The 17,748-nt window shown below is 62.7% G+C and carries 14 protein-coding genes and 1 pseudogene; 10 read left to right on the forward strand and 5 right to left on the reverse strand.

Features of this window, described 5'->3' with window-relative positions; genetic code table 11:
* Positions 1–72: 72 nt before the first annotated feature.
* Entirely contained in the window at positions 73–705 is a 633-nt protein-coding gene (locus AB4Z20_RS07815; RefSeq protein ID WP_253476280.1) for a TetR/AcrR family transcriptional regulator, read from the reverse strand.
* A 163-nt stretch (positions 706–868) separates the two neighbouring features.
* On the opposite strand from AB4Z20_RS07815, the gene AB4Z20_RS07820 reads away from it, so the two are divergent.
* Positions 869–1,309 (forward strand): hotdog fold domain-containing protein, encoded by a 441-nt coding sequence (locus AB4Z20_RS07820; RefSeq protein WP_214512802.1) that lies wholly within the window; start codon positions 869–871, stop codon positions 1,307–1,309.
* Positions 1,310–1,640: 331 nt separating this feature from the next.
* On the opposite strand, the gene AB4Z20_RS07825 is transcribed toward AB4Z20_RS07820, so the two are convergent.
* Together AB4Z20_RS07825 and AB4Z20_RS07830 are read right to left on the reverse strand one after the other, a co-directional pair.
* On the reverse strand, positions 1,641–2,495 hold the full coding sequence (locus tag AB4Z20_RS07825; protein ID WP_442089680.1) for a methyl-accepting chemotaxis protein: 855 nt from the start codon (positions 2,493–2,495) through the stop codon (positions 1,641–1,643).
* Positions 2,496–2,501: 6 nt separating this feature from the next.
* Positions 2,502–3,584 (reverse strand): annotated as a pseudogene (locus AB4Z20_RS07830) (HAMP domain-containing protein); the annotation flags it as partial.
* A gap of 293 nt (positions 3,585–3,877) precedes the next feature.
* On the opposite strand from AB4Z20_RS07830, the gene AB4Z20_RS07835 reads away from it, so the two are divergent.
* Entirely contained in the window at positions 3,878–4,921 is a 1,044-nt protein-coding gene (locus AB4Z20_RS07835; RefSeq protein WP_214512787.1) for a GlxA family transcriptional regulator, read from the forward strand.
* A gap of 187 nt (positions 4,922–5,108) precedes the next feature.
* Here the strand turns inward: AB4Z20_RS07835 and AB4Z20_RS07840 are convergent, their stop codons facing one another.
* Positions 5,109–5,831 (reverse strand): pirin family protein, encoded by a 723-nt coding sequence (locus tag AB4Z20_RS07840; RefSeq protein ID WP_442089658.1) that lies wholly within the window; start codon positions 5,829–5,831, stop codon positions 5,109–5,111.
* A 307-nt stretch (positions 5,832–6,138) separates the two neighbouring features.
* Between AB4Z20_RS07840 and AB4Z20_RS07845 the strand changes: the two genes are divergently transcribed.
* Together AB4Z20_RS07845 and AB4Z20_RS07850 are read left to right on the forward strand one after the other, a co-directional pair.
* The gene (locus AB4Z20_RS07845; RefSeq protein ID WP_442089659.1) at positions 6,139–7,089 is read left to right on the forward strand and encodes a GlxA family transcriptional regulator; all 951 of its coding nucleotides are present in this window, start codon (positions 6,139–6,141) and stop codon (positions 7,087–7,089) included.
* A 183-nt stretch (positions 7,090–7,272) separates the two neighbouring features.
* On the forward strand, positions 7,273–8,763 hold the full coding sequence (locus AB4Z20_RS07850; RefSeq protein ID WP_258688772.1) for an ATP-binding protein: 1,491 nt from the start codon (positions 7,273–7,275) through the stop codon (positions 8,761–8,763).
* Here AB4Z20_RS07850 and AB4Z20_RS07855 read toward each other — a convergent pair.
* Positions 8,725–11,514, reverse strand: coding sequence for an ATP-binding protein (locus AB4Z20_RS07855; protein ID WP_442089660.1), 2,790 nt, complete (start codon positions 11,512–11,514; stop codon positions 8,725–8,727). The genes AB4Z20_RS07850 and AB4Z20_RS07855 overlap by 39 nt on opposite strands.
* A gap of 412 nt (positions 11,515–11,926) precedes the next feature.
* Between AB4Z20_RS07855 and AB4Z20_RS07860 the strand changes: the two genes are divergently transcribed.
* The 6 genes from AB4Z20_RS07860 to ycaC all read left to right on the forward strand — a co-directional run bounded on the left by AB4Z20_RS07860 (position 11,927) and on the right by ycaC (position 17,637).
* Positions 11,927–12,748 (forward strand): alpha/beta fold hydrolase, encoded by an 822-nt coding sequence (locus tag AB4Z20_RS07860; protein WP_253476259.1) that lies wholly within the window; start codon positions 11,927–11,929, stop codon positions 12,746–12,748.
* Positions 12,749–12,888: 140 nt separating this feature from the next.
* Complete coding sequence (locus AB4Z20_RS07865; RefSeq protein WP_253476257.1) at positions 12,889–13,836, forward strand: LysR family transcriptional regulator; 948 nt, start codon at positions 12,889–12,891, stop codon at positions 13,834–13,836.
* A complete protein-coding gene (locus AB4Z20_RS07870) occupies positions 13,833–14,246 on the forward strand; it encodes a DoxX family protein (protein WP_253476255.1) in 414 nt (137 codons plus the stop codon). Before AB4Z20_RS07865 ends, AB4Z20_RS07870 begins: the two co-directional genes overlap by 4 nt.
* A complete protein-coding gene (locus tag AB4Z20_RS07875) occupies positions 14,239–14,865 on the forward strand; it encodes an antibiotic biosynthesis monooxygenase (protein ID WP_253476253.1) in 627 nt (208 codons plus the stop codon). Before AB4Z20_RS07870 ends, AB4Z20_RS07875 begins: the two co-directional genes overlap by 8 nt.
* Before the next feature lie 158 nt (positions 14,866–15,023).
* The gene (locus AB4Z20_RS07880) at positions 15,024–16,862 is read left to right on the forward strand and encodes an amidohydrolase (protein ID WP_253476251.1); all 1,839 of its coding nucleotides are present in this window, start codon (positions 15,024–15,026) and stop codon (positions 16,860–16,862) included.
* Between the two features lie 145 nt (positions 16,863–17,007).
* The gene (gene ycaC, locus AB4Z20_RS07885) at positions 17,008–17,637 is read left to right on the forward strand and encodes an isochorismate family cysteine hydrolase YcaC (protein WP_030141308.1); all 630 of its coding nucleotides are present in this window, start codon (positions 17,008–17,010) and stop codon (positions 17,635–17,637) included.
* Positions 17,638–17,748 lie beyond the last annotated feature (111 nt).

Consider the following 17,748-nt stretch of genomic DNA (forward strand, 5'->3'; position numbering starts at 1 on the left):
TCAGCCATGGACGACAGTACGTAACTGAGATTGGGAAGTTAGGCAGTGAGTCTGTTCGGATGGATCAGAACCTCAGGGCGAGGGGCTTGGGGGGATGCCAACGGCGCGCCAGGCGGCCTCGGCCAGTTGCTGTCGGTAGAGTTCAGGGCTGCGTTTGACTCGGGCAGAGAGCCAGGCGCGGCAATAGCTCTCCGCCGAACCGATGATCAGTGACGGGATCAGCTCAAAAGGCAGGTCCTGCAAATCCTGCTGGTGGGCAGGGTCGCTGAACCATTGCTTGAGCGCGGCGTTCCTGGCGGCATTCGCTTCGGCGAGCCGCTCGTTGAAGCTGCTGCGTGCGACCGCAAAGCGAGCCTGGTACTGGAACCGCGCCCAATCGGGTTGGCTGACCACCCAATCCACGTAGCTGAACACCAAGGCGTGGACCCATTCCCTGGTTGACGTGACAGCGCCGAGGTAGCTGTCCCTGAGCCGTGCCTGGTCATCCAGGGCGGTCATGTACAACGCCGCGACCAAACCTTCCTTGTTATCGAAATGGTGATAGATCGCTCCCACGCTCATCTGGCTTTCGGCCCGGATGATGTCGATGGTGGTCGCTTCAATGCCCTGTTGATTAAACAACGCCAGGGCACATCGCAGGATGTGCCGCTTGGACTCGGCACGGCGCCCTGGGTAGCAACGCTCGAGGAGATCGACAGGTTCCATTTTTCGGCCCAGGCAAAAAGGGGCCATGGTAATTGAAACGCCGACCAGGCACGAGCGATTGACAGGGGGGATATTTACAGAATATTGTTCTGTAACAGAGCATTATTCTGTAATGGAGTGATGTTCTGTACGTGACTTCAATCCACCTGACCAGAGATCCCCCATGAGCCAGACTCTCAGCATGTACCAAAGCGTTGGCCCGTCCGCTTTCAGCAATATGGCCTGCCAGATGGCACCGTACTTCGGCACCATCAACCCGGAAATTTCTGTGTTGACTCCCGGTCGTGGTGAAGTGAAGGTGCCGTTTCGCAAGGAGATCACCAATCACCTGGCGTCCGTTCACGCGATCGCGCTGTGCAACGCGGCAGAGTTGGCGGGCGGGATGATGACCGAGGTGTCCATTCCCGGCGGCGCGCGCTGGATTCCCAAAGGCATGACCGTCGAATACCTGGCCAAGGCCAAGAGCTCCATCCATGCGATTGCCGACGGTAGCGAAATCGACTGGCAGACTTCGGGCGACAAGATTGTCCCGGTCGAGATCTTCGACGAGGCTGGGGTGAAGGTCTTCACGGCGCGCATCACCATGAATGTGAAAGTCGGCTAGGTCGCCTGGCCCAGGTTGCCGGTTTGCAAGTGGTTGCTGAGCAGGCCCCGACCAGGCCAAGTATTCGGCGAGCCACCAGACACCTGGACAGTGGTGGGGCCGTGTCTGGTGATTGCCGGTGGCATGTACGCAATCAAAGCGAAAGGGTAATGGCCTGGCAGATACCCAGCGATCCGGCTACTGGTTCCTGGCCAAAGCGGCAACGCATATTCCTGCGGGAGCGAGCTTGCTCGCGAAGAGGTCGGCACATCCAGCATATTCATTGGCTGTGACAACGCATTCGCGAGCAAGCTCGCTCCCACATTTGGTCTTCAGCGGACGTCAGCCCGGTTTAGAACTTGAAGCGTCCCACCAAACCCTTGAGCTGACCGGAAATATCCGTCAGACGCCCCGAGCCAGTCTGCGCCGAGTGGGCGAATTCCTCGACCAACTGGGCATCGGCATGGATCTGCGCGATGTGCCGGTTGATGTCTTCGGCCACCTGGTGCTGCTCCTCTGCCGCTGTGGCGATCTGGGTGTTCTGGTCGCGAATCGAGTCTACCGAGTTGCGGATCTTGTCGAAGCTGTCGCGGGCCTGTTGGATGCGTTCCACGCTGGTTTGCGACACCTGCAGGCTGCTTTGCATCTGCTGGGTGACTTCCTGGGTGCGCCGAGCAAGGTTGCCTAGCAGGCTGTCGATCTCGCCGGTGGAATCGGCGGTACGCCGGGCCAGCGCCCGGACCTCATCGGCGACTACGGCAAACCCGCGACCTTGATCGCCGGCCCGTGCAGCTTCGATGGCAGCGTTCAGAGCCAACAGGTTGGTCTGTTCGGCGATCGAACGGATGGTGTCGAGGATGGTGTTGATGTTCTTGCTGTCCTGCTCCAGCGCCTGCATGGTCTGGGTCGACTTTTGCAGGTCGTCGCTCAGTTTCATCACGCTGCCGGTGGCTTCGCCGATGTGATGCTGGCCATCGTGTACGTCGCGATAACCTTCGTCCGCACTGGAGGCGGCCTGGCTGCAGGAACGGGCCACTTCGTTGGCGGTGGCGACCATTTCGTTGAACGCGGTGCTCACCAGTTCCACGGCCTGGCGCTGGCGCCCGGCAGCGTCGTTCATGTTCTGGGCCACGTGGCTGGTATCGGCTGCGGCAGTTTGCAGGTCGGAAGAGGCGTTGCCGATGCGCTGCATCAGTTGCGCGATCATGCCCAGGAACTGGTTGAACCAGCCCGCCAGGGTCGCCGTTTCGTCCTTGCCTTGCACCGAGAGCTTGCGAGTGAGGTCGCCTTCACCTTCGGCGATTTCCTGCAGGCCGTTGGCAACACCGCGAATCGGCCGCACGATCACGCTGGCGAAACTGGCGCCTACCAAAGCGAACACCACAGCCAGTACGGCAGCAATGGCGGCGATCAGCCAAGTCAGGCTCGAAGCCTCGGCCATCACTTCATCGCGTTTGATCAGGCCGATGAAGCGCCAGCCCAACCCTTTGGAGCTGACCACGTTGGCCATGTAGGGCACACCGTCGATTTCGATCTGGGTCACACCATCGCTGCTTTTGGCCAGCGCGGCATAGTTGGGGCCCAAGTCGGCCAACGGCTTGAAGTTGTGCTTGGCATCGGCAGCATCCACCAGGACGTTGCCGTTGGCTTCGACCAGCATCAGGTAGCCGCTTTCACCCAGCTTGATGTTCTTGACCAGTTCGGTGAGCTGCTTGAGCGACACGTCCAGGCAAACAACACCCACCAATTTACCGCTGGCGTCAGCGACAGTTTGTACGGTGCCGATCAGCGACACATCATCCGGCGCCCAGTAATAGGCATCTGTGCGCACAGTCGTGCCCGGTGCGGCCATGGCGGCCTTGTACCATGGACGCACGCGCGGATCGTACTTGGCCATTTTGGGATCGTCCGGCCAGCTCGCGTAGCCGCCGTCATCCATGCCCACGGAAAGATAGGCGGTGGTCGGATGGCTCTTGGCGAATCTTTCGAAGATCTCCAGAAGCTGTTGATTGATCTCAGGGAAGGGGGCTTGTGCGGCGTCGGCGCTGGAATAGTTTTTCAAGCCCTTGGCGGCGATGACCCGCGGATCCCTGGCGAAGAGTTCGACGTTCTGGCTGATGCCATCGAAAAACTGCTTCATGCCGTTGTCGATCTGACGGATTTCACGACCGCTGCTGTCCAGGAAGTTGGCTTTTGCGGCGTCGCGCAGGTTCAGCACGACAAGCACCGCCACCAGGATAACCGGAAGGCAGGCGATGGCCGCGAACGCCCATGTCAGCTTCTGTTTGATATTCATGACTTCTCCCGCGGAATATTTTAAGTGTTGGAACGGCGGAAACAGCAGTGGTTGGCGTTGCGAGTCTCTGGAAGGGAAAAGCGCCCATGCCTACTGCCAGTGTATCGACCAAAGTTGTAGGCACTTGAGGCTTGCCATTTTGGCGCGGGATGATCGGTAGACGGCGCAGGCGCGATTGCAGCCGGCTTCACTAGTCTGGAAGATAGCGTGGTTTGCCCTGCGCCTTCGCTCTGGGGTTCAAGGCACTCTCGTGCAGCAAATCCTCATCGTCTTAAATGTATAAACGAGGCCCTATGCCAAGCGCATTCGAGAGCGTACTCAAGAACAAGAACATGGCTTATCGCCCGCTCGGCGCGGCGCCAGCCAGCCAGGCGCCGATCCGCGTCGCGTTTGTATTGATGGATAATTTCTCGATGATGTCCTTCACCGGTGCGGTGGATGCGCTGGTGACCGCCAACCTGATGAGCGACATGCCCCTCTACGAGGTGCTGACGGTGGGGGTTTCAGGTGGGCAAGTCACGAGCGACCTGGGCATTGTCATCTCGACCGACATCGAACTGGCGCAGATGCCGGAAAACCAGGACGTACTGATTGTCGCCGGGGGCTTTCGCGTGAAGTTGCAAGGCCATCCCTTGCTGCGCCGCAAGCTGCGCGCCCATGGGGCGTGCGGGGCGATCCTGGGCGGGTTGTGGAACGGTGCCTTTTTCGTGGCCGATGCCAATCTGCTGGACGGTTTCGAATGCGCTGTCCACCCGGAAAGCCGCGCCATGATGGCGGAGGTGTTTCCTCATGTGAAGGTGTCCAGCCGGGCCTATGTGGTTGATCGGGAGCGGGTCAGTTGCGCGGGTGCCAACAGTTCGCTGCGCATGATGCTCCAATTGATTCGCCAGACGGGCGGGGCGGCGCTCGTGGGCGCCATCGAGGAAATTCTTCGCTGTGACGAGTCCGGCGATGATGCGACGGACTTGCCGCCGGTCTTCGTCGAGACTGACCCGACGTTGCCGGAAAGCCTCAAGCTGGCTCTGGAGCTGATGTGGCAAAACGTAGAAGAGCCGTTGACCATCGATGAGCTGGCGGCGTGCGTCAAGATTTCCAAGCGGCAGTTGGAGCGGCGGTTCTGCAGTTTTCTTGGTGCGACCCCCACGCGCTATTACCTGGAACTGCGCTTGACGCGTGCCCGCCAGCTCATCCAGCAAACCAATCGATCCGTGACCGAAATCGCCGTGGCGACGGGCTTCGTCAGCTCCCCGCACTTCCAGCGTCGTTTCCGGGATTTTTTTGGTGTGCCGCCTGGTAGCTATCGCTCGAAATCGGAGCGCAAGCAAACCGTGCGATGAAGACGCTGGCAGATCAGAGATGAGTTTTCAGGGGGGAGAGGGCGTTGCCGCGCCGTAGCGCAGGAGCTATGTGGGGGCAAGGCTTGCCCGCGATGAGCGAAAACGCGGTTTAGCTGTTAAACCGCGGCGCGGCCATCGCGGGCAAGCCTTGCTCCCACAGGTTCATGGGTGGGCACCGTCACTTGTATCATGGCATCTGCGGCAGTTCCTGCGGCCGCAGATCGAACACCAGCACTTCGGCATCCTGGCCGTTACTGACGGTCAGGACCTGCTCCTCGCGCACCCGCACGCCATCACCTTCCTGTAACGGTATGCCGTTGAGCTCGACAGCGCCTCGGGCCACGTGCACGTAGGCATAGCGTTCCGGCGCCAGGGTCAGGGTGGCGCTTTGCTCGCCATCGAACAGCCCGGCGTAGACCCGCGCATCCTGGCGCACCTGGAGCGAGCCGTCGGTGCCGTCGGGGGAGATGATCAATTGCAGGCGACCGCGTTTCTGCTCGCTGCTGAAATGCTCCTGTTGGTAGCGTGGTGTTGCACCGCTGACGTTGGGCACGATCCAGATCTGCAGGAAGTGCACCAGCTCGTCCGCGCTATGGTTGAACTCGCTGTGGGCCACGCCGCTGCCGGCGCTCATCAACTGCACGTCACCCGGGCGAATGACCGAGCCTGTGCCCAGGGTGTCCTTGTGTTCCAGCGCCCCTTCGAGCACATAGGAAAAGATCTCCATGTCCCGGTGGGGATGTTGGCCGAAACCCTTGGCGGCAGCGACCCGGTCATCGTTGATGACCAGCAGGTCGGAGAAGCCTTGTTCGTTGAGGTCACGGTAGCTGGCGAACGAGAAGGTGTGGAACGAGGTCAGCCAGCCGTGGCGGGCAATGCCGCGGTCCGAAGCTTTGCGAAGGGTCAGCATGGTCAATTCTCCTGATGTCTGTGGGCAACGGCTGGGCCGTTCGCCGGGTTCAGAAGAAGGTTAATGGTTATCCATATGTTCAATAAGCAGGTAGAAAACGAAAGACTGTCCGCTTTGGGTGGACAATAGAGAGCCCTACCGGCAGATGCTTCGCTTCGACATAATGCTGACGATAAACCCTGTGGGAGCGAGCTTGCTCGCGATAGCGTCGTGTCAGTTGGAATTGATGTGACTGACTCAGCGCTATCGCGAGCAAGCTCGCTCCCACAGGGGCATTTATCGTTTCTGGATTTTTTGGCGTATCCCGATGAAAACCATTGCAATGGTGCTGTTCCCGGACTTTTTGCTGCTCGACATGGCCGGGCCTCTGGAGGTGTTTTCCATCGCCAATCGTTACCTCGCTTCGGATCAGCGTTATCAATTGCTGACCCTGGGAACCGAGCGTGGGGCGTTGCGGGCGTCCAACGGCGTGACGGTGCAGGCCGATATCCATATCGACCAGGCATGGGCAGCCTATGACGTGTTGCTGGTACCGGGCGGGCCGGGGGCCTATAACGACCAGCATCCGGGGCTGCACACCTGGTTGCGGGCCGCGGCGCAACGGGCTACGCGCTACGGCTCCATCTGCACCGGGGCCTTTGTGCTCGGCGAGGCGGGCTTGCTTGATGGTTATAGCGTCACCACTCATTGGCATTACACCGAACGCCTGATCCAACGTTTCCCCAAGGCCCTGGTGGAAACCGACAGGATCTTCCTGCAGGACCGGCGCCTGATCACCTCCGGCGGCGTCACCGCCGGGATCGACCTGGCCCTGTCCATCGTCGCCCAGGATCACGGTCGCAAAGTCGCGTTGGACGTGGCCAAGGTGCTGCTGGTGGTGATGAAACGCCAGGGTGGACAGGCGCAGTTCAGCCCCTCGGTGGCGGCGGTGTCGACGCAGGAATCGGCCATTACCCGCGTGCAGAATCATGTGATGGAACATCTGGAAGAACCCTTCACCATCGAGCGCATGGCCGCGTTGGCCGCCATGAGTTCGCGGCATTTCGCCCGGGTCTTCGCCCGTGAGGTGAAGATGACACCCATGGAGTTCCTGCAAGGCGCGCGCATCGACCGGGCGCGTCAGTTGCTGGAAACCACCGACCTGCCGCTCAAGACCGTGGCGTTTCGCAGCGGCTTCGGCAGCGTGCGGCACATGCGCTTTTTGTTCGGTGAAAAGCTCGGCCTGACCCCGGTGCAGTATCGCCAGCAGTTCAGTTGAGCCATCGGTGTCCGTCCAGGGCACTGTGATGTCCGTGGCGCTCCCTGTGCCAGCATTGTCCTGAGGCCTGCGCCTGCCAAGATAACGGCGAACCCTTTGGAAAGGATGCGCAGGAGCCAGGGCAGACGTGTTCGGTGATCCGCACGCTGACGCCCGTACCGGTTATCCGGCGCTGGATCGCCCATGAACAGTTTCGTCAAACCCGATAGCGAGCCGGCGGTGGGCTTCGGTCCGTTTGCCTTCTACCGGCAGCAGCGGCTGGTTACCCGTGACGGCCAGCCCCTCGCGCTGGGCGGCCGTGCCCTGGATGTCCTGCAGGTGCTGGTGGAGCACGCCGGCCACTACGTCAGCAAGCAAACACTCATCGCCCACGTCTGGCCGGACAGCGTCGTGGAGGCCATCAACCTGCGGGTGCACATCGCGGCGCTGCGGCGGGCTTTCGGTGACGGACGGGGCGGCGCTCGCTATATCCTCAATCATCCTCGACAAGGCTATTGCCTTGCGCTGCCCCTGGTAGCGCAAGAGCGCGTTGAGTTGCCTTTCAGTCCACAAACCGAGCGGCACAACCTGCCCACGCGCTTGAGCCCGGTGGTGGGGCGCGACAAAGTCCTGGGGCGGTTACTGGCGCAGGTGCCCCGTCAAGCCGTGACCACCGTGACCGGTCCCGGCGGGGTCGGCAAGACCACCGTGGTGGTGCGGGTGGCGGAGCTGCTGCTTGAACACTTTAAGGACGGTGCCTGGTTCGTTGACCTGGCGGCCGTCAGCGATCCCTCACAAGTGGTGGCGCAAGTGGCCGGTGTGCTGGGCGTGGAGCAGGGGGCTTTGGCCCGCTCTCTCGAACCCTGTCGGATGCTGCTGGTGCTCGACGGTTGCGAGCACCTGCTCGATGCCTGTCGCGAACTGGTCCAGACACTGGCTGCGACGGCGCCCGGGGTGTCGCTGCTGGTCAGCAGTCGCGAACCCTTGGACTTGCCGGACGAAAGAATGGTGTCACTGCCGGGCCTGGCCGTGACGTCGCCCCTGGAACCTGCGCACCAGATCGAGGCATGCCCGGCGGTGCAGTTGCTGATCGAGCGGGTTGGCGCCCGGCAGCAGGGTTTCAGGCCGGGTGGTCGCGACTGGCCGACGCTTGCGCAGATCTGCCAGCGCCTGGACGGATTGCCACTGGCGTTGGAACTGGCGGCGGCCCAGGTTGATGCCTTGGGAGTGGCTGGGGTCCTGGAACAACTGGATCACGGTTTATCACTCTTGAGCCACGGGCGGCGTACGGCGGTGGCCCGGCACCGCAGCCTGGAGGCGGTGCTGGACTCCAGTTTCGAGCGGTTGAGCGCTGACGAAAAAACCGCATTCCAGCGTCTGGCGGTGTTCGAGGGGCCGTTTACGCTCAAGGCGGCGCTGGCCGTGATCAGTTGCGCTGAACTGAGCGTCGGGCAATTACCCTCGCTGCTGTCGCGACTGGTGGGCGTGTCACTGCTGATGGTCGAGCCGCTTGCCGAAGGCGTGCGCTTCCATCTGCTCCACACCACTCGCGCCTATGCCATGGACAAACTGCGGCGCAGTGGTCAGTGGCCTGTGTTTCATCGGCGTTACGTGTTGCAAGGCGCTTGGGGAGTCCGGCATTCAAGGCCCCAACCGTCAAGTCAGCGCCTGGAGCAGCGCGCCGGCTTCCAATAGGTCGGGGGTCTGGAAACCTTCGGTGAAGCGTCGATAGACGGGGCCGAGCAGCGCCTGCGCAGCTTGCGCCTGCCCTTGGCGCTGCCACAAACGGGTCAGGGACGTGGCGCTGCGCAGTTCCCAGGCCAGGGCCTGGTGACGACGGGCGATGTCCAGGGCGGCAAGTAGTTGCGCTTCGGCTGCTTCTTCAAGAGACGGTTCGTTGCGGGCCAGCAAGGTCTCGGCATCGGCCCGCAGGATCTCCGCCGAACACCAGCCTGCGGCGCCGCTGCGCGCCCGTTCGATTTGCGCCGGGCTGACGAAGTCGCTGCGCAGGGTGACGGCGATGTCCTGGACCAAGCCGTTTGTCGGGCGTGTTGCCAGGGGCAGGCCATCGAATGCGCGGTCGTAATGGCAAGCCCAGTCATGGAACAGCATCACCGAATGTTTCTTGGCTTGCTGCTTCAACAGGTCGAGCCTTTCCCGGGCAGTCGAATGATCGCCGGTGTAGTGGGCGATCACGCAACCGGTCAGCGCCAAGGTGTAGCAGATCGAAATGCCGTGGTTGATCTGCAAGGCGATCTGCAGCGCCAGGTTGGCGGTGCGCCGGGCTTTCTCGGCAAAACCTTGCAGCCAGAGGATGCGCGCCAGAACCGTCAGCGCGGCCACGCTCTGATCGTATTGCACGCCGAAGCCGTGGCTGAAGCGGCTGAGGTGACCGCTCTGGGCCAGGCGCTGGATCACCTGCTCGGCTTCGCGCCGCGCCGCTCCCTGGTCGCCGGTGAAATGCAACGCCAGCACCCGCAGGCGTTGGGTGCTCAAGGACAGGGTCGGGTCGCCCTGCAAGCCCAATCGGTCGAAATCCAGGCTGTGTGCCAAGGCCTGTTGGTAGTCGCCGCAACTGAGGTCGACGGTCATTTGCCCGGACACGGCCCGCAGTTCGCCGGCCAGGTCCTGGCATTGCCGGGCCAGTTGCCGGGCCGTGGCGAAGGCGCGGACAGTGGCCGGCGTGCCGCCCTCAGTGTGGTAGTTGAAACTGGCGTGGGCCAGTTCCAGGGCCAGGGTCAAGCGCGGGCATGGCGCGGGGCTGGCCCGCAACAATTGCAGCGCTTTGTTGACGTAGAGGCCGTGTTCCTTGAGCAGCGACAGCTCCTGCCAGAGGGGCAGGGTACGGGCGGTCAGGCGGATCGCGACGGCGTGTGAACCTTGCGGGCCCAAGCCTCGGTCGAGCGCCGCGCGGATGTCGTCGCGATAGTCGGCGTAGCGGGCGATCCACAGTCGGGTGGGGGTGTTTTCCCAAGCGCTTTCCGCTTGTCCCATGAGCGCCAGGCAGCGCTCGGCGTGGCGTTCCTGGCTGGCCGCCAGCTCGCCGGCCTCGGTCAGTTGCTCCAGGGCATAGCGGCGGGTGGTGTCCAGCAGGCGATAGCGCACCTCTTCATCGCCGATCTCTACATTGAGCAACGATTTGGCGACCAACTGGCTGACCGACACCAGCACCTGGTCGGGCGCGACATACTGGCCGACGATTACTGCGGCGGCCGAAGCCAGGTTGAAACTGCCCATGAACACCGCCAGCCGCCGCAGGCAGGTCTGTTCGCAGGTCGTGAGCAACGCGAAGCTCCAGTCCAGCGTGGCGCGCAGGGTTTGCTGGCGCGGGGCGGCATCGGTTTCGTTGTGAAGCAGGGCGACGTTGTCTTGCAGTTGCCGGTGAAGTTCCTCCAGGCTGAAGCGGCCGAGTTGTCCAGCGGCCAGTTCGATGGCCAGGGGAATGCCATCCAGCCGCTGGCAGATGTCGATCACCAACGGCACCTCGCGGTCGGTCAGTTCGAAGTCGTCACGGCTGGCCATCGCGCGTTCGGCAAACAGTTGCAGCGCCGGGTATTCCAGGGCGGGATAACCCTCGATGGGCATCTCCCGAGGCGGGAACGCCAGGGCGTCCAGGCGCTGCACGTGTTCGCCTTCGGCGCGCAGGCCTTCGCGGCTGGTGGCCAGGATGTGCAGGTGAGGGGCGCCGCGCAGCAGGGTTTCGCTGAGCAGGGCGATGGCGTCGATCAGGTGCTCGCAGTTGTCGATCACCAGCAGCAGATGCCGCTCCTTGAGCTGCCGGGCGATGGCGTCCAGCGGATCACCGTCCTGCAGTGGCAGGTCGAGCAATGCGCGCAGGTTGGGGGCGATCATGGCCGCGTCGTTGAGCGATGCCAGATCCAGCAGATGAGTGCCGTCACGGTATTGGCCGATCAGCCGTTCAGCGACCCGCAGGGCAACGGTGGTCTTGCCGATGCCGCCGGTACCGACCAGGGTAATGAAGCGTTTTCGCGGTAGCTGGCCCACCAGGTTTTCCACCAGGGCCTGGCGTCCGATCATGCGCGTGCGTTGCAGCGGCAGGTTGCGCGTCAAAGACGGATGAGGGATGTGCGCCCATTGGTCGAGCGGTTCGAATGACAGCGGCGCGACAAAACTGTAGCCGCGCTGCGCCACGGTGACGATGTAGCGCTGCCCGGCCTGGCCATCCCCGAGGGCCTTGCGCAGTGCCGCGACGTGTACGCGCAGGTTGGTGTCTTCCACCACGCTCCTGGGCCAGACCCGGGCGATCAGTTGCTGCTTGCTCACCACCTCGCCAGCGTGCTCGAGCAGCACCAGCAGAATCTCCACGGCCCGCCTGCCCAGGCGCAACGGTTGCCCACCCTCGAGCACCAGGCGCTGGCGAGGATGGACCCGGTAAGGGCCGAAATGCACCGTCTGTTCGACGGGCAGGCTGAGGTATTGGCTCATGTTGCTCTCAATGTTCTGGTCCCGGTGCCTGGGCTTTACCCGAGCATATTCCTCAGGTTTTGTGTCAAGCGCAACGGCGCAGGCTCTACTCCCAGCCTTCCAGACGCCGAACCTGTGGCGAGGGAGCTTGCTCCCGCTGGGCTTCTGTAGGAGCTGGCGAAGCCTGCGATCTTTTGATCTTGATCTTGATCTTTCGCTCTCGATTCAATTGTCTGGAACAAGATCGCAGCCTCGTTGCACTCGACAGCTCCTACACAGCTCCTACGGGTGCAGCCCAGCGGGAGCAAGCTCCCTCGCCACAAAAGCAGGCTTTTAACACGCCGGTTCCGAAAAAATTAACAACGTTTAACTCACGCAGGTGCCCCCCGTGGCCGGACCATAAAGCGATCCACCCACCTCAAGGAGTCACGTCATGAGCACCTTCATTACCCGCGACGGCACCGAGATTTACTACAAGGACTGGGGCAGTGGTCAACCGGTGGTCTTCAGCCACGGCTGGCCGCTGAACTCGGACAGTTGGGAAGCGCAGATGATGTTCCTGGCGTCCAATGGCTACCGGGTGATCGCCCATGACCGTCGTGGGCACGGGCGCTCCAGCCAGCCCTGGGACGGCAACGACATGGACACCTACGCCGATGACCTGGCCGAGCTGATCGAGCGGCTGGACTTGAAGGACGCGGTGTTGCTCGGCTTCTCCACGGGCGGTGGCGAAGTGGCGCGCTACATCGGCCGCCATGGCGCTGCCCGTGTCGCCAAGCTCGGCCTGATTTCGGCGGTGACGCCGCTGATGCTCAAGACCCCGGCCAACCCCGGCGGTCTGCCTGTGGAAGTGTTCGACGGTTTCCGCCAGGCCTCCCTGGCCGACCGTTCTCAGCTATACAAAGATGTGGCCAGCGCGTTTTTCGGTGCCAACCGTCCGGGCGCCAAAGTCTCCCAAGGCATGATCGACTGGTTCTGGATGCAGGGCATGCTCGCCGGCCACAAGAACACCTATGACTGCATCAAGGCGTTCTCGGAGACCGATCTTTCCGAAGACCTGCGCAACATCGACGTGCCGACCCTGGTGGTGCATGGCGATGACGACCAGATGGTCCCCATCGAAGCTGCCGGCATTGCCGCCGCCAAGTTGCTCAAGCACTCGCAGTTGCTGGTCTACCCCGGCGCCCCCCACGGCCTGACCGACACCCACAAGGACCGCCTGAACGCGGACCTGCTGGCATTCATCCAGGGTTGATCAAGCCATAAACCTGTGGGAGCGAGCTTGCTCGCGATGGCGTCATTACATTCAACATCGATGCAAGCTGACCCATCGCTATCGTCGGAACGCCGCCCGGAGCAAGCTCGCTCCCACAGTTAAAACGGGACCTCACACCCATGAACCGCAACGATTTACGCCGTCTCGACATGAACCTGCTGGTGATCTTCGAGGCGCTGATGTTCGAGAAAAACCTGACCCGCGTCGCCGAAAAGCTGTTCATGGGCCAGCCGGCGGTGAGCGCGGCGCTGGGGCGGCTGCGGGATCTGTTCGATGATCCGTTGCTGATCCGCCACGGTCGCGGCATGGAGCCGACGCCGCGGGCCCTGGCGATCCTGCAAGAGCTGCAACCGGCCATGGACACCATCTCTGGCGCGGTCAGCCGGGCCAAGGCGTTCGATCCGTCCACCAGTTGCGACGTGTTTCGCATCGGTCTGTCCGACGACGCTGAATTCGGCCTGTTTCCACCGTTGCTGAGCCAACTGCGCGAAGAAGCGCCGGGGATCATCGTGGTGGTGCGCCGGGCCAATTTCCTGCTGATGTCGTCGCTGCTGGCCAGCGGTGAAATCAGCGTCGGTGTCAGCTACACCACCGATCTGCCGGCCAATGCCAAGCGCAAGAAACTGCGGGACATTCCTTGCAAAGTCTTGCGTGGCGACAAGCGCCCGGGGCCTTTGACCCTGGATGAATACTGTTCGCGGCCCCACGCCATGGTTTCGTTTTCGGGCGACCTGAGCGGCAACATCGACCTGGACCTGGCCCGCATCGGCCGGACCCGCAAAGTGGTGCTGGCGGTGCCGCAATTCAGTGGGCTGCGGGCCTTGCTGGCCGGCACCGAGTTGATCGCCACCGTGCCCGACTATGCCGCCTGCGCGCTGGTGGAAGGCTGCGCGCTGCGCGCCGAGGACCCGCCGTTCGATATCAATGCCGCCGAGCTGTCGATGGTCTGGAGCGGGGTGCATGACAACGACCCGGCCGAGCGCTGGCTGCGTTCGCGCATTGCCAGTCACATGTCCCAACCGCTGCCAGCGGCGGCCTCGATCACTGCGGACGGAGCCCACCGATGAACATGACCGATGAGCGCCCGCTGCAGGATCTGGGCTTGTTGTTCCTGCGCTTGAGCGGCGGACTATTTCTGCTGTGGGTCCATGGGCTGCCGAAGCTGTTGCACTACAGCGTCGAGCTGACCCGCATCGAAGACCCGTTTCACCTTGGCGCAGCACCGACCCTGATCCTGGCGATTTTCGCCGAGGTGCTGTGTCCGCTGCTGATCATGGCCGGTGTGTTGGTGCGCCTGGCGTGCCTGCCGATCCTGTTGCTCCTGGCGGTGGCGCTGCTGCTGGTGCACCCGCAATGGAGCCTTGAAGAAGGCCAGTTCGGCTGGCTGCTGCTGATCATATTTACCAGTGTGTTTATCGCCGGGCCCGGACGCCTGGCAATCAATACGCGTTTTGTTGGAGTGCTTCGCCATGTCTGAGTCTCAAACCGTTGAATCCACCGCGAGCCCGGCCAGGCCCGGCTTCGATGAAATCGTGACCCTGGTGGTCAAGCACCGGATCAAGGTTGGCCAGGAGGCTGCCTACGAGGCCTGGTTGCGTCGCACGGTGCGCGTGGCCGGCCAGTGGCCGGGTCATTTGGGGGTGGATGTAGTGAGGGGCAAGCAGGGCGGGCTAGCGTTGTTCACTTGCGTGCTGCGTTTCTGTTCCACCGAGGCCATGCAGCGCTGGTTGGACTCGCCCGAGCGCCGCGAGCTGGTGGAGGAGGCCCTGCCGTTGCTGGCCGACGGTGACCAGACCGAAGTCGGGTCGCACAAGGAATTCTGGTTCACCCCGCTGGCCGATGCGGCCACACCGCCGCCGCGCTGGAAGCAGGCCGTCGTGACGCTGCTGGTCATCCTGCCGCATACCTTGCTGGTGCCGCTGATCTGGGGGCCGTTGCTGCAACTCAACAGTTTTCTTTCCAACTACGTGGTGGCCACGTTCCTGATCACCCTGACCATCGTGCTTTCGGTGGTGTACGTGTGCATGCCGCTGGCGACCCGTTTGTTCGCGCCGTGGCTTGAGGACTCGAAAGCTCACGTGCACCTGGAGCCCTAAGCAGCTCCGATGCTTTTGTGACAAGCACTGTGTGGCGAGGGAGCTTGCTCCCGCTGGACGCGTAGCGTCCGCTCTTTTTGGGGCCGCTTCGCAGCCCAGCGGGAGCAAGCTCCCTCGCCACGGATTTGCCCGCATATCCATTGTTGAAGGAAAAACCGATGAACGCCGATCTGATTCTGTTCAATGGCCAGTTCCATACCGTCGACCGTGAAAAGCCCCGCGCCAGCGCGGTTGCCATCAGCCAGGGCCGCTTCGTCGCGGTCGGCACCGACGCCGAGGCCATGGCCTTGCGTGGTAGCGGCACCCAGGTCATCGACCTCAAGGGCCGCACCGTCATTCCCGGGCTCAACGACTCGCACTTGCACCTGATCCGCGGCGGCCTGAACTACAACCTGGAGCTGCGCTGGGAAGGCGTGCCATCCCTGGCCGATGCCTTGCGCATGCTCAAGGACCAGGCCGACCGCACGCCAACGCCACAATGGGTACGCGTGGTGGGTGGCTGGAACGAATTCCAGTTCGCCGAAAAACGCATGCCGACCCTGGAAGAGCTCAACCAGGCCGCTCCCGATACGCCGGTGTTCGTGCTGCACCTGTATGACCGTGCCTTGCTCAACCGTGCCGCGCTGCGGGTGGCCGGCTACACCCGTGACACGCCGAACCCGCCGGGTGGCGAGATCGTGCGTGACAGCAAGGGCGAGCCCACCGGCATGCTGGTGGCGCGGCCCAACGCGATGATCCTTTACTCGACGCTGGCGAAAGGGCCGAAACTGCCGCTGGAGTACCAGGTCAACTCCACTCGCCAGTTCATGCGTGAACTCAATCGCCTGGGCCTGACCAGTGCCATCGATGCTGGCGGCGGCTTCCAGAATTACCCGGACGACTATGCGGTGATCGAGCAGTTGGCCCGTGAGCAGCAGTTGACGGTGCGCATCGCCTACAACCTGTTCACCCAGAAGCCCAAGGAAGAACTCAGCGACTTCAAGAACTGGACCGGCAGCGTCAAGTTGCACCAGGGCGATGACTTCCTGCGGCACAACGGCGCCGGGGAAATGCTGGTGTTCTCGGCGGCGGATTTCGAGGACTTCCTCGAGCCGCGCCCGGACCTGCCTCCGGGCATGGAGCAAGACCTGGAACCGGTGGTCCGGCACCTGGTGGAGCAGCGCTGGCCGTTCCGCCTGCATGCCACCTACGACGAATCCATCAGCCGCATGCTCGATGTGTTCGAAAAGGTCAACCGCGACATTCCGTTCAACGGCCTGCCCTGGTTTTTCGACCACGCCGAGACCATCACGCCGAAGAACATCGAGCGCGTACGGGCGTTGGGCGGCGGGATTGCGATCCAGGATCGCATGGCCTTCCAGGGTGAATACTTCGTCGACCGCTACGGCGCCAAGGCCGCCGAAGCCACGCCGCCGATCAAGCGCATGTTGGCTGAAGGCGTGCCGGTGGGCGCTGGCACCGACGCCACCCGCGTCTCCAGCTACAACCCGTGGACCTCGTTGTATTGGATGGTCAGCGGGCGCACGGTCGGCGGCCTGTCGTTGCACGAAGAGGGCTTGCCGCGCCTGACCGCGTTGGAACTGTTCACCCACGGCAGTGCCTGGTTCTCGTCGGAGCAGGGCAAGAAAGGCCAGATCAAGGTTGGTCAACTGGCAGACCTGGCGGCCCTGAGCGCGGACTTTTTCAGCGTCGAGGAAGAAGCCATCAAGTGGATCGAGTCGGTGCTGACCGTGGTCGACGGCAAGGTGGTGTATGCCGCCGGCGACTTCGAGAAACTCGGGCCGGCCAGCGTTCCGGTGCTGCCCGACTGGTCGCCGGTGGTCAAGGTCCCGGGCCACTGGCGCCCGGCGTCACCGTTGCAGGCCCAGATCCACCAGTGCAGCGGTCCGTGCACGGTGCACTCCCACAGCCATGAACGGGCGCGGTTGTCGAACGTCCCGGTCAGCGATTTCCAAGGCTTCTGGGGCGCGTTTGGCTGTTCCTGCTTTGCCTTTTGACTAACACGCGGATTTCCCCTTGTGGGAGCGAGCTTGCTCGCGAAGACGTCGGCACACCCGACATCGCCGCAAGCTGACACTCCGCTATCGCGAGCAAGCTCGCTCCCACAGGGTTTTGTCACAAACCATCCAAAGGAGTCATCCCATGAGCAACGTTCCCGCCTACAACCGTCTGAACAAAGACGACGCGGTCGTCCTGCTGGTCGATCACCAGACCGGCCTGATTTCCCTGGTCCAGGACTTCTCGCCCAACGAGTTCAAGAACAACGTGCTGGCCTTGGCTGACCTGGCGAAGTTCTTCGGGCTGCCGACCATCCTGACCACCAGCTTCGAACAAGGCCCCAACGGCCCGATCGTGCCGGAGCTCAAGGAAATGTTCCCGGACGCGCCGTACATCCCGCGTCCAGGCCAGATCAATGCCTGGGACAACGAAGATTTCGTCAAGGCGATCAAGGCCACCGGCCGCAAGCAACTGATCATCGCTGGCGTGGTCACCGATGTCTGCGTGGCGTTCCCGACCCTGTCGGCGCTGGCTGAAGGGTTCGACGTGTTCGTCGTGACCGACGCCTCGGGTACGTTCAACGAAACCGTGCAACAGGCCGCCTGGGTACGCATGACCGCTGCCGGCGCGCAGATGATGAACTGGTTCTCGGTGGCCTGTGAGCTGCACCGCGACTGGCGCAACGACATCGAAGGCCTGGGCAACCTGCTGTCCCAGCGCATTCCGAACTACCGCAACCTGATGAACAGCTACTCGGCCCTGACGGCCAAGTAAGCGGTCCATGCTGAATGACGCCCGCCTTGTGCGGGCGTTTTTGTGTCTGGCGTTAACGCCTCGCAAGTTGTGCCGACGCTATCGCGAGCAAGCTCGCTCCCACAGGGGATC

Source organism: Pseudomonas sp. KB_12, assembly GCF_052114545.1.
Taxonomy (GTDB): domain Bacteria; phylum Pseudomonadota; class Gammaproteobacteria; order Pseudomonadales; family Pseudomonadaceae; genus Aquipseudomonas; species Aquipseudomonas brassicacearum.